The sequence below is a fragment of the Croceicoccus ponticola genome (genome assembly GCF_004004515.1).
Lineage (GTDB): Bacteria > Pseudomonadota > Alphaproteobacteria > Sphingomonadales > Sphingomonadaceae > Croceicoccus > Croceicoccus ponticola.
On sequence record NZ_RXOL01000001.1, the window covers coordinates 560,938 to 573,345 of the forward strand.

At 62.0% G+C, this 12,408-nt stretch carries 13 protein-coding genes; 6 read left to right on the top strand and 7 right to left on the bottom strand.

All coding sequences use genetic code 11. The features are described 5' to 3' along the window. Positions 1-17: 17 nt before the first annotated feature. Positions 18-392, bottom strand: a complete 375-nt coding sequence (gene copC, locus EKN06_RS02720) for a copper homeostasis periplasmic binding protein CopC (protein ID WP_127611323.1) — start codon at positions 390-392, stop codon at positions 18-20. Positions 393-606: 214 nt separating this feature from the next. Here copC and EKN06_RS02725 point away from each other — a divergent pair, with 214 nt between their 5' ends. The 6 genes from EKN06_RS02725 (at position 607) to EKN06_RS02750 (ending at position 5,599) form a co-directional block, all read left to right on the top strand. Continuing rightward, a complete protein-coding gene (locus tag EKN06_RS02725) occupies positions 607-864 on the top strand; it encodes a hypothetical protein (protein ID WP_127611324.1) in 258 nt (85 codons plus the stop codon). Beyond that, entirely contained in the window at positions 864-1,307 is a 444-nt protein-coding gene (locus tag EKN06_RS02730; protein WP_127611325.1) for a periplasmic heavy metal sensor, read from the top strand. The genes EKN06_RS02725 and EKN06_RS02730 overlap by 1 nt, the downstream gene beginning before the upstream one ends. Positions 1,308-1,314: 7 nt before the next feature. Continuing rightward, a complete protein-coding gene (locus EKN06_RS02735) occupies positions 1,315-1,899 on the top strand; it encodes an RNA polymerase sigma factor (protein ID WP_240654567.1) in 585 nt (194 codons plus the stop codon). Between the two features lie 35 nt (positions 1,900-1,934). Beyond that, positions 1,935-3,746 carry a copper resistance system multicopper oxidase gene (locus tag EKN06_RS02740; RefSeq protein ID WP_127611326.1) on the top strand — a complete coding sequence of 604 codons (1,812 nt, stop codon included), beginning with the start codon at positions 1,935-1,937 and terminating at the stop codon, positions 3,744-3,746. Further along, positions 3,746-4,792 (top strand): copper resistance protein B, encoded by a 1,047-nt coding sequence (locus EKN06_RS16060; protein WP_127611327.1) that lies wholly within the window; start codon positions 3,746-3,748, stop codon positions 4,790-4,792. Before EKN06_RS02740 ends, EKN06_RS16060 begins: the two co-directional genes overlap by 1 nt. 99 nt (positions 4,793-4,891) lie before the next feature. Beyond that, complete coding sequence (locus tag EKN06_RS02750; protein WP_127611328.1) at positions 4,892-5,599, top strand: copper resistance protein B; 708 nt, start codon at positions 4,892-4,894, stop codon at positions 5,597-5,599. Positions 5,600-5,623: 24 nt separating this feature from the next. Here EKN06_RS02750 and EKN06_RS02755 read toward each other — a convergent pair whose 3' ends face one another. From EKN06_RS02755 to EKN06_RS02780, 6 genes are all read right to left on the bottom strand, one after another. Continuing rightward, positions 5,624-6,772 (bottom strand): M20 aminoacylase family protein, encoded by a 1,149-nt coding sequence (locus EKN06_RS02755; RefSeq protein WP_127611329.1) that lies wholly within the window; start codon positions 6,770-6,772, stop codon positions 5,624-5,626. A 16-nt stretch (positions 6,773-6,788) separates the two neighbouring features. Beyond that, positions 6,789-7,277, bottom strand: coding sequence for an Lrp/AsnC family transcriptional regulator (locus tag EKN06_RS02760; protein WP_127611330.1), 489 nt, complete (start codon positions 7,275-7,277; stop codon positions 6,789-6,791). Positions 7,278-7,288: 11 nt separating this feature from the next. Next, entirely contained in the window at positions 7,289-8,698 is a 1,410-nt protein-coding gene (locus tag EKN06_RS02765; protein ID WP_127611331.1) for an aspartate aminotransferase family protein, read from the bottom strand. Between the two features lie 125 nt (positions 8,699-8,823). Continuing rightward, positions 8,824-9,906: a tartrate dehydrogenase gene (locus EKN06_RS02770; RefSeq protein ID WP_127611332.1), complete on the bottom strand. Its 1,083-nt coding sequence runs from the start codon at positions 9,904-9,906 to the stop codon at positions 8,824-8,826. Between the two features lie 35 nt (positions 9,907-9,941). Next, positions 9,942-11,399, bottom strand: coding sequence for an NAD-dependent succinate-semialdehyde dehydrogenase (locus EKN06_RS02775; RefSeq protein WP_276317271.1), 1,458 nt, complete (start codon positions 11,397-11,399; stop codon positions 9,942-9,944). Next, positions 11,396-12,241 (bottom strand): GNAT family N-acetyltransferase, encoded by an 846-nt coding sequence (locus EKN06_RS02780; protein ID WP_127611954.1) that lies wholly within the window; start codon positions 12,239-12,241, stop codon positions 11,396-11,398. Before EKN06_RS02780 ends, EKN06_RS02775 begins: the two co-directional genes overlap by 4 nt. Positions 12,242-12,408 lie beyond the last annotated feature (167 nt).

Below are 12,408 nucleotides of genomic sequence, written 5' to 3' on the forward strand. Positions count from 1 at the left end.
GCCTGATCCGGATGCGCTTAGCGGACGGTGAAGCTGTGTCCGCCTTCGATGCGGTGCTGGTCCGCTGCGACGACGTGCCACTTAAGGCTGTAGCTTCCGGCAGGGAGCGCACGGGGCAGCATGATGGTCATCGTCTTGCCGACGACCTTCGTCTGGAAACCCTTCACCGGCATCGGCTTGTGATTGGCCATGCCGGGCATGCCGGTCATAGTCAGGTCGATGCCGGATAGCGGCGCTACGAGCTCTTCTGAAAACGTCAGGGTAAGCTTGGTCGGCTTGCTAACGGTCGCTTCCTTGGCGGGCGTGGCGGCAACCAGCTTGGGGTGCGCCATCGCCGAAGCGGGGAGGGCAAGCGCGGCAAGAATGGCGAGAGGGGCGAAAAGGGCTTTCATCTGGATTCCTTTTTGAACATCGTCGAGCCACTGGTCGGGGCAGGCAGCTACATCGAATACGCATGTGAGCAAGGCATCCCTCGCCTAAAAACCGCTTCGCCGAATAAATTCGGTTGCGGCTTTGCGCGGTTTTTTGAAATTGAGGGATTTCGCCAACCCTTGCGTATAAGACGGAGTATCCGGCTGTGTTCGGCAGCGAAAGGGATTTGGATCCATGCACGACATCGACACCATGCTTGCGGCCCTGAATGACGAAGGCCTGCCGGCGCAGCTCGCCACAATCGACGGCCCGGTCATGAAAGGGCTAGGCGCATATGGCGAGCGCCAATTTTCCCGTCGCGGGATGGTGTTGGCAATCGGGATTGCGGGCTTCCTTGGTCTTTCGCTCGGCATTGATGGCGGCGCGCCGGCCGCGGCCGAACCGCTTCTGGCCATGCCAGCTTCGGCCCCCTCGCACCTTCTCAACGATTGATGCGCAACCTGTCGCGTTACCTGCTGATCGCGGTCGTTGCCGTGCTGGCGGCGCTCGCCGCACTATGGATCGGGCGCAGCCTGCCGGTCGGCACGACCGATGGCGGCGGGCGGCTTCACGCCATCATGCACGAGGAAGTTGATCTCGACCCGGCGCAGGAAAAACAGATCCACGTGTTGGAAACGAACTTTGCCCAACGGCGAGAGGCGCTTGACGCCGAACTGGCCAACGCCAACCGCGATCTTGCCGAAGCGGTTGCCAACGAACACGAATATGGCCCCGCCGTCGAACGCGCGGTCGATCGTTCGCACATGGCCATGGGCGAACTTCAAAAGGCCACGTTGAGCCACGTTTTCGCCATGCGAGCAGTTCTGCGTCCCGATCAGGCGGAGGTTTTCGACAGGGCCGTGGCCGAAGCACTTACCGAACCCCGGCAAGATTAGGCGCGCAGTGGCCGCGCCACCGGATTTCGCCGATGATGCCGCAGCTGTCGCCGCCGCCCTTCAAGGTCGGCAGGCGGGCTTCACATGGCTGATGGATCGGCACCGGGCATCGGTCTTTCGTTATGCGCGCGGGCAAGTGCGCGATGATGACGAGGCGCTGGACGTCACGCAGGAATGTTTCGTTTCAGCTTTTGCAGCGCTGCGGCGATACGATCCGGCGCGGCCGTTCCGAACCTGGCTGTTGGCGATCACGGTCAACAAATGCCGAGATTGGGCAAGGCGTCGCGCGGTGCGGCGCTTTTTCGCATTCGCGGTGCCGCTTGACGATGCGCTGTCGGTTGCCGACGGCGCGCCCGATCCTGAAGGGGCGCTGAGCTCTGTTCAAGAGGTTGCCCGCATCCGCCGCGCGCTGGCTGCCCTGCCGGCGAACCTGCGCGAGCCGCTGGTGTTGTGCACGCTGGACGGGTTGGATCAGACGGAGGCGGGCGATGTGCTCGGTATCAGCCGCAAGGCGGTAGAAACGCGCATTTATCGGGCGAGGCAAAGGCTGGCGGAGATTATGGAAGAAAATTCGCCAAAAACTGCGGGATGATGAGGGATGGCCCGTTCACCGCCGTATAGTCGGGCATGACCCGCCACCAATCGTTAGATCGCCGCCGTTTCATCACGACTTCGGGAGCTGTCGCCGCTGCACTTGGTAGCAGCGCGTTCTTCCCCGCCTGGGCCCGTAACGGCACGGCGGGTTCGACCGCATCGGCACTCGCTGCACCCGGAACGCTTACCGGAAACGACATCGCACTCACCATCGGCGACAGCCACTTCGCCACCGGTGGTCGTGCGGGTCATGCCGTCACTGTAAACGGTACGCTTCCCGCCCCGTTGATCCGGCTGCGCGAAGGGCAGTCGGTACGGCTGTCGGTCAAGAACACCCTTGCGGAACAATCGTCGATCCACTGGCACGGGCTGTTGCTGCCGTTCGACATGGATGGCGTTCCCGGCGTCAGCTTTCCGGGCATCGATCCGGGTCAGACCTTCGTTTACGATTTCCCGCTGATCCAGTCGGGCACTTATTGGTATCACAGCCATTCCGGGATGCAGGAAGCGATGGGGCTTTACGGCCCTATCGTCGTCGATCCGGCGGGCGGGGACGATAGTTACGATCGCGAACATGTGCTGGTTCTGTCGGATTTCAGCACGATGCATCCCCATGAACAGCTGCGTCGGCTGAAGCGGATGGGCGGCTATTTCAACGAACAGCGCCAGACTATCGCGGGACTGCTGGCTGGCGAGGGGCAGAGCCTTTCCGAGCGGCTGGAATGGGCCGCGATGCGGATGGACCCGACCGACATTTCCGACGTTACGGGCGCGACATATTCCTTTCTCATCAATGGACACGGCAATGCCGAAAACTGGACCGGCATGTTCGCGCCGGGCGAGCGGGTGAAGCTGCGGGTCATCAATGCTTCGTCGATGACCAATTTCAACTTCCGCATTCCGGGGCTGTCGCTGACCGTCGTGGCGGCGGACGGACTGGCGGTACAGCCGGTGGAAACCGACGAGGTCCAGATCGCAATCGCGGAAACCTACGACTTCATCGTCACCCCGGTCGAACAGCCGGCATACGGCATCATCGCTGAAGCCATAGATCGCAGCGGTCAGGTTCGCGCAACGCTTGCCACCCGGATGGGCGTGGCCGCACCAATCCCCACCATTCGCAAACGCCCCTTGCTCGGCATGCGCGACATGGGAATGGACATGTCAGGAATGGACATGGGCGACACGCTCGACCTGAGCCAGCCGGACGCAGGATCGATGGATCATTCGATGTCGATGCGCGATCCATCGGTCGCGCCGGGCGTGAAGATGGGGCCGGGCGTCGCCACGCTTTCGCCGATGCCAGCCGATCGCTTGGGCGACGTGCCGACGGGGCTGGAGGATGCGGGTCACCGGGTCCTGACTTACGCCCAGTTGCGCTCTGCAACCCCGAACCCCGACGCCCGCTTGCCAAGCCGGCAGATCGATGTGCATCTTACCGCCAACATGGAACGCTACATGTGGTCCATCGACGGTGAAGACTTCGCCAGCGGCCCCGATCCGATCCCCTTTCGCCTGAACGAAAGGGTGCGTGTAAACCTCATCAACGATACGATGATGCCGCACCCGATCCACCTTCACGGCCACTTCTTCGAGCTCGTTACGGGCGAGCCCGGGCATCGCCCGCGCAAGCATACCGTCAACGTCCTGCCGGGCGGTAAGGCTTCGTTCGACCTGACTGCCGATGCGGTCGGCGATTGGGCATTCCACTGCCACATGCTTCTGCACATGCATTCGGGGATGATGCGCGTCGTCACGGTTCGCGATACCAATCACCAGGATGCAGGTCAGCACAAGCCGGGAAAGCACGACATGAACGGCCATGACATGGGCGGAGAAGGTTGATGCGCCGCTCACTTCTTCTGATCGCCGCCGCAGTCGCGACGCCTGCCGCCGCTCAGGATCATTCTGCGACGGACCATTCTCAAATGGATCATTCGCAGATGGACCATTCCGTGATGGGCGACCCCGCGCCCGAGCCGGAAATGGATCATTCGACGATGGACCATTCCATGATGGGCCATTCGACGATGGAGATGGACCCCAAGCCGGAGCCGAAAGCTGCGGAAACCGTTGACGAAAAAATGGAGGGCATGGACCATTCCATGCACCACGGGCACGCGATGGGCACCTCGACTCAAGCCGAAGATCAGCCGGGCAACACACCGGCGCCGGCGGTTCCGAGCGTTCATGCCGCCGACGCCATATTCGGTCCGGATGTCATGCAACGATCGCGCGCCCATTTGTTGGCCGACATGCGCTTCACCGGATATTCGGTCGGTCTCGACATGCTGGAATATCGCATGGGCGACGGACCCGACGGTTATGCATTCGAAGGGGCAGCGTGGTATGGCGGCGATATCGACCGCGCCGTCGTGGCCTATCAGGGCGAAGGCACCTTTGGCGAAAGTCCCGAGGCGGTCGAACTGGATGCCTATTGGCGCCACGCGATCAATCCGTGGTTCAACCTCCAACTGGGGGCAAGGCACGACTTTCGGCCCGATCCAGACCGGACATATGCCCTGATCGGCATCGACGGACTCGCACCATACTGGATAGAGGTCGAGGCGCAGGCTTTCGTTTCCGAGAAGGGCGACATCCACGTGCGCGGAAGTGCATCACACGACATGCGCATCACCCAGAAACTGGTGTTCGAGCCTGAGGCGGAGATCGACGTCGCCCTTCAGGACGTGCCCGAGCTCGGCATTGGCAGCGGCATCGAAAAGTTCGAACTGTCCGGCCGCTTGCGGTACGAGATCGAGCGCAATTTCGCCCCCTATGTCGGATTTGCGTGGGAGCGCAAGCTGGGCCGATCCGCCGATTTCGCGCGGACCGAAGGTGAGGATCCGTCGCGCTTTACTTGGCTGGCGGGCTTGCGTTTCTGGTTTTGATCGAAAGTGCCGTGCCGCCTGGTGCGGGCGGCACGAATTGCCGATGCCGCCTAGCGCAAACGTGACATCTTCGTTTCAGGACAGGGCATTCAGGTCGGCATGAAAAAACTCGTCATCGCAACCGCTTGTGCTCTCCCGTTTGCCTCCCTGCCGCTCTGTGCCGGACAGGCCAACGCCCAGACCGTTTCGGTCGAAGTCGACACTTTCGAGCTTCAGGCGGGGCAGGGCAACGATGCCCTCGTCTTCGACAGCGCACTTTCGGTCGGCGGCGAACGCCATGCCATCGTGTTGAAGGCAGAAGGCGAGAACGAGAAGGTCCACCTCAACGTCGAAGAGGTCGAGGGCCAGGTTCTCTATGCCTTTACGCCCGCGGACGGAACGACCCTGATGGCCGGTGTCCGCCACGATTTCCGGCCGGGCAAGGACCTGACTTACGCCACTCTGGCGGTCGAACAGGGACTGGGTTCGCTGATCGAGGGAGAGCATTTCCTGTTCGTGTCGCAAGATGGCGATGTGACCGGTTCGGGGCAGGTCATCGTGGCGCTGCCGGTGGGACTTGCCACAACGTTGGAACCGCGCGCCTCGGTCGGCTGGTCGGCACAGCGCATCGTGCAAGAAGATATCGGCAGCGGCATCACCGATGTCGAGCTTTCGGCTCGGTTACGTCAGGCGATCGGACCTGTATTCGACATCTATGTCGGCGCTGTCCACGAACGGTTGGTCGGCAACACACGCGACATCGCCCGCGAAAATGGCGATGCGGTGCGTCTCACGCGTGCGGTAATCGGGGCCGGCTTTTCGTTCTGACCAGCGGCCGGGGCCGATTCAGCCCTATGCGCCCAACCAGTGGTGGGCCAGCGCGACATGCAGCCGGATGCCGGTGGCCATCACGTCGTCGTTGAAATCGTAATGCGGATTGTGCAACGGCGGCGAGCCGTCGCCGCGCCCCTGACCCAGCCAGATATAGGCGCCGGGCCGGGCCTGTAGCATGTACGAGAAATCTTCCGACGTCGGCGCAGGTTCCGGAGCGAGTTTGGCCTTAGCCACTTGGGCCGCGACAGACAGTGCATCCATCGCGGCATCGGCATCGTTGATCGTCGCGGGATAATAGCGATCGTAATCGAGCGCGCATTCAACCTCGAAAGATGTAGAGATGCCTTTGATAACTTGCTCGATTCGCTCTTCAATTCGATCTTGAACTGCGGGATCGAAGGTACGCACCGTGCCGCCGACGGTGACTTCTGCCGGGATTACGTTGTGGGCGTGGCCGCCATGAATTTCGGTCACCGAAAGGACGGCGGCGGCGCTGGCCGGTATGTTTCGCGCGATGATCGTATTGAGCTGCTGGACCAGCGATGCAGCAGCAAGCACCGCATCCGGCGTGTCCTGCGGGATGGCGGCATGCCCGCCCTTGCCCATGATGCGGATCGCGAACTTGTCGGCCGCGCCCATGATCGCGCCTGGCCGCGTGGCGATGGTTCCGGCGGGGATGCCCGGCCAGTTATGAAGCGCATAGACCCGGTCGCACGGAAAGCGTTCGAAAAGCCCGTCCGCTATCATGTGCCGCGCCCCGCCAAGCCCTTCTTCGGCAGGCTGGAAAATGAAGTTCACCGTGCCGGTAAAGTCGGGATCGGCGGCAAGGTGTTGCGCTGCGCCCAGCAGCATGGCGACGTGCCCGTCGTGTCCGCAACCGTGAAAGCATCCCGGTTTTGTGCTGGTCCACGGAAGGTTGGTGCGTTCTTCTATCGGCAACGCATCCATGTCGGCGCGTAGGCCCACGGTGCGCGGATTGTCGCCCCGGCGAAGGACGCCGACAAGACCGGTGCCGCCAATGCCTTCAGTCACTTCGATCCCGGCTTCACGGAGTGCTTCGGCAATCCGGCCAGCCGTTCGGTGTTCCTTGAAACCCAGTTCGGGATGAGCGTGGATATCGCGGCGAAACGTGACGAGCGGTGCGATCAGGTCTTCGATATCGGTCATGGGTTCTTTCGCGCCCTCATTCGCCGAACAAGTTCTGGATCGGGAAATGGTGTTTGATAAAGGGGCTTTTTATGACGACGTAGCTGAAATATTTCTCGATCCCGTAATCGCTTTCCAGCATGTCTTCGATAATGGCCTGGTAATGCGAAACGCCGCGCGCCACGAATTTCAACAGATAGTCATATCCGCCCGAGACCAGATGGCATTCGACGATCTCGTCCAGCTTTGCGATCCGGGTTTCGAACCTACTGAAGTCGCCGCGGCGATGTTCGCTCAGCGTCACTTCGGTAAAGACGGTCAGGAATTCGCCCAGCTTGTTCAAATTGACGTGCGCGCCGTAGCCGGTGATGTAACCCGCCTTTTCCAGCCGTTTGACGCGGGTGAGGCACGGGCTCGGCGAAAGGCCGATCGCGTCGGACAGTTCGACGTTGGTAATCCGGCCCGATTCCTGCAACTTTGCGAGGATCTTCAGGTCGATCCGGTCGAGTTTGGGGCCGAATGACATCAGTCGTCTCCTTAGCCCAACGCCCGGCGGATGTCGGGCATTTCCAGCAATTGGTCGAGCGATCGTTCCACCCGGTCGAAGATAACGTCCATCTCGTCAGTTGAACAGCACAAGGCCGGAGCAAATCCGATCACCCCTTGCGGGAAGCAGCGGACGACGACCCCATTGTCCCAAGTCAGCCGCGAAAGTCGTCCGCCAAGGTCAAGCGACGGATTGAGCGGCGCTTTCGTATCCTTGTTCGCGACCAGCTCGATCGCGCCCAACATGCCGCGCCCGCGGGTATCGCCCACCAGCGGGTGGCTTGCGATGCGGGCCAAATGTTCGGCAAGACGCTCGCCCGTCTTGGCGCCGTTCGCCAACAGGCCGTCTTCGTAAAGACGGATGACTTCAAGCCCGACGGCGGCGCTGACCGGATGGCCGGAATACGTAAAGCCGTGGCCGACCGGCACGTTGGGGGCGGTGCTGTCGGCGATGGCCTGATAGACATGATCGGCCATCAGCATCGCCCCCATCGGCACGTAGCCCGAAGTCAGCCCTTTCGCGAGCGTCATGAAATCGGGTGAAACCCCTTCGGCGTCGCAAGCGAACATCGGGCCGGTGCGGCCAAAGCCGGTGATGACTTCATCCACCAGCATCAGGATGCCGAGGCGAGTGCACGCTTCTCTGATCGCTTTCAGCCAGCCGACCGGCGGCACGATGACGCCGCCCGAACCCTGGATCGGTTCGCAGAAGAACGCGGCGACGTTGTCCGCGCCCAGTTCCAAAACCTTGTCCTCAAGCGCTTTTACGGTGGAGGCGATTACCGCCGCATCGTCATGCCCCGCCGGGTGGCGATAGGGATAGGGCGAGGCGATGTGATGCTGCCACGGGCGCGGCAGGTCGAAGCCGCGATGAAAGACGGGAAGGGCGGTCAGCCCGGCACCAGTCGAGCTTGAGCCGTGATAGCCCCATTCCAGCGCGATGAACTGCTTCTTCTCGGGCTTGCCAATCGCGTTGAAATAATGGGTTATGTAGCGGATCGCGCTGTCCACCGCATCCGAACCGCCCAAGGTGAAATAGACGTGGTCGAGATCCTGTGGCGCAAGTTCGGCAAGCTTTCCGGCCAGCCGGATGGGAGCTTCTGCCCCGAAATGGAAGTAGCCGGTGGCATAAGGCAGCTCGCGCATTTGCTTCGTCGCGGCTTCGACGATGCTTTCCTGACCATAGCCGGCGTTTACACACCAAAGCCCGGCAAAGGCATCGATCACTTCGCGTCCGTTGGCATCGGTCAGCCACATGCCCTTGCCGCTCGCCAACACGTTCACGCCGTGCTGTTCGTGCCCGCGAAACGGCGCGACCGGATGGATCAGGTGTTCGCGGTCAATTTCGACCAGCGATCGATTGGTAAGGGGTGCGTGGCTTGGCGAAGATGCTTTTTCCATGTCCCGATATTAGCCACGGGTTTACGGCCAATTGCACCGAAATTCGTGGAAAACGCACAGGGTGCCCGATTAACGGGAAGGAGGCGGCGGCATATTATGCCGCCTGCACGCCTAACTTCTTTCCCTCACGCCCCGGCGATTGCTTCGGAAATCGCCTTTCCACAGGTAACGGTATCGGCCGACCCCTTGAGGTCGGGAGTGCGACCTTCAGGCGTGGCCAGCACGGCTTCGATCGCGGCCATGATCCCCGCTGCCGCCGCGTCCTCGCCGAAATGTTCGAGCATCATGGCGGCAGACCAGATCTGACCGACGGGATTGGCAATGCCTTTGCCCGCGATATCCGGGGCAGACCCGTGGACCGGTTCGAACAGCGAGGGCGAAGTGCCGTCGGGGTTGATGTTGGCCGAAGGTGCGACGCCAATGGTCCCTGCACATGCGGGGCCAAGGTCGGACAGGATATCGCCGAAAAGATTGGAAGCAACGACGACGTCGAACCGCTGCGGGTTCAGCACGAACTGCGCAGTCAGGATGTCGATATGATACTTGTCGTGCGTGACATCGGGATATTCCGTGCCGATCGCTTCGACCCGGCCGTCCCAGAACGGCATGGTAATGGCGATGCCGTTCGACTTGGTCGCGCTGGTGACGTGACGGCGGTCTCGCGTTCGGGCAAGGTCAAATGCAAAGCGCAGCACACGGTCGACGCCGTGGCGCGTCATAACTGTTTCCTGGATCACGATCTCGCGTTCAGTGCCGGGGAACATGTGTCCGCCGATCGAACTGTATTCGCCCTCGGTATTTTCCCGAACCACCCAGAAATCGATATCGCCGGGGCCACGTCCCGCAAGCGGGCAGGGGACGCCCGGCATCAGGCGAACCGGGCGCAGGTTGACGTACTGGTCATATTCGCGACGGAACTGGAGAATCGACTGCCACAGCGAGATGTGATCGGGGACCGTGTCGGGCCAGCCGACAGCACCGAAGAAGATCGCATCGACATCGCCGATCCGCGCCTTCCAATCGTCGGGCATCATCTGGCCGTGCTTTGCGTAATAATCGCAGTTGGCGAAATCGTGCCATTGCAAATCGAGCGAAAAACCGAACCTGGACGCCGCTGCTTCAAGCGCGCGAACGCCCTCTGGCATGACTTCCTTGCCGATGCCGTCCCCTGGAATGACGGCGATTTTGTAGCTGCGGTCCTTGGACATGGTCGCTTCCGATTTTCACGTAAAGGTTGGGAGGGTCAGGTGCCCAGGCCGCCGATGTGGAATGCCTTGGTCTCGAGATATTCCTCGATCCCCTGGCTTCCCCCTTCGCGGCCCAGACCGGATTGTTTCATGCCGCCGAACGGAGCCATTTCCATCGCGATGGACCCGGTGTTGAGTGCGACCATGCCGCTCTCCAACCCCTCTGCCACGCGGAATGCGCGGGCGATGTCGCGGGTATAGAAATAGCTGGCGAGGCCGTAGGGCGTGTCGTTCGCCAGCTTGAGCCCTTCCTCCTCGCTGTCGAAGCGGAAGACTGGGGCCAGGGGGCCGAAAGTCTCTTCTGACGCAAGCCGCATGTCGGACGTAGCGCCCGTCAACAGGACAGGGCGCACGAAATGCCCGTCCTCACGCCCGGTACCGGTGGCGACGATGCGCCCGCCACGATCAAGCGCGTCGGCGATATGGGCCGACACTTTATCGACCGCGGCCTTGTTGATGAGCGGACCGATGGTGGACCCGTCTTCTGTGCCGGGTGCGGCATGTAGCTTGGCTACTGCCGCGCCGAGCGCCTCGACGAACGTATCGTGGATGCCCGACTGCACCAGGATGCGATTCGCGCAGACGCAGGTCTGGCCCGCGTTGCGGAACTTGCTGGCCATTGCGGCCTTTACCGCCAATTCGACATCGGCATCGTCGAACACCAGCAGCGGCGCATTTCCGCCCAGCTCGAGGCTGAGCCGTTTGATGGTGTCCGCGCATTGCCGCATCAGCAGCGCGCCGACGCGCGTAGACCCGGTGAAAGACAGCTTGCGAACGTCAGGGCTGCTGGTGATGGCCGCGCCGATGTCGTTCGGATGACCGGTGAGCACATGGAACACGCCTGCCGGTATGCCGGCGCGCAGGGCCAGTTCGGCCAGTGCCAGAGCTGAGAATGGAGTCAGTTCGGAAGGCTTCACGATCACCGGGCACCCTGCGGCAAGCGCGGGGGCACATTTGCGGGTGATCATCGCGGCAGGGAAATTCCACGGCGTTATCGCGGCGGAAACGCCCACCGGTTCGACCATGACGATGATGCGCCTGTCGCGTTCGGGCGAGGCGACGTTGCGGGCACCGACGCGGCGGCCTTCCTCTGCAAACCACTTGATGAAACTGGCGGCATAACGCATCTCGCCCGCCGCTTCGGCCAACGGCTTGCCCTGTTCGGCGGTCATGATCCGGGCAAGATCGTCAATGTTTGCAAGCACCAGCGCGTGCCAGCGTTCGAGCAGCGTGCAACGTTCGCCCGCAGTCATCGCGCGCCATGCCGGCCACGCTGCTTTCGCGGCGGCTATGGCGGTTTCGGTTTCGCCCGTCCCGCACGACGGTACCCGACCTATCGCGGTCCCGGTTGCCGGATCGATGACGGCGATCGCTTCGGGGCCGGGGCCGACCCATTCGCCATCGACCAGGGCGGCTTCGCGCAGCAGCGAGTTGTCCTTGAGATCGAGCATCAGCCGAACGCCTGCGCGGACAGCCCGAACACACGCGGCCCTTCGGCAACGGCCGGCGCCCTGCCACGCACCATCATCGTGACGGTGCCAACCTTGGGCAGGCCCATCGCTTCGAGCCAGCGCGAAATGCCGAGCCCTTCGAGCACATCGATGCGGCAAAACCGACCGACGCGCGCGCCCAACCAATGAGTCACCAGAACTTTCGCTCCTTGCAGATCGGGCGCAACGAGTGGGGCGATAACCCGGCCACGACCGAAACGGCGCAGCAAGGCGAAACCAACAGGCTCGTGATTGCGGGATAGCACAACGCCGCTGCTGTCGCGCGCAAGTGCATTGAACAGCGTGGAACGATCCATCCCGCTGGCCCGGCTATAAAGTTCTCCCAAGCCGTTATCCGCTTGACCGAAGGGCCGGACGCGTTCGCCTTCGCCCAGTTCGGCGAGCGGCATGGCAGGCGCAGGGCCCTGATGCTGGTGAACGATGCCGCAGGGCACGAAACCGAGCGATGAATAGAGCGGCATGCCCTCTTGCGTTGCGTTGAGCAGAACATTGTATCCTTCCAACCGTTCGAGCATGGCTTCCATCAGTTTGCGCCCGATGCCGCGCTTCTGGATTTCGTTGGTCACGATGACCATGCCAATAGTGGCGTAGTCCGGACCATAACGCCAAGACATGATCGTACCCACTACGCGGTCATCGACAGTCGCGACGATCCCTTCGCCCAGTTTGAAGAACAGGCGCCAGTCTTCGCTGCGATGCGGCCATGACTGTTCGTGGGACAGCTCGATCGCTGCGTCGAGGTCCGTGGCCTCCATGTCCCGAAGAACGATCTGGGTCTCAACCATACTAGCCAAGACGGCAACTCCTTGCGTGTGGGCGCGGCGTTTGCGCCGCGCGGAAATGTGTTTTCGATGGTTCGCTTTTAAACGGCGAAGTCTGGCAGGAGCTGCCGGTTTCACCTTCGTTTCGAAACATTATCGCGTCGTCCCGGCGCATTGCGGCAATTCGCACG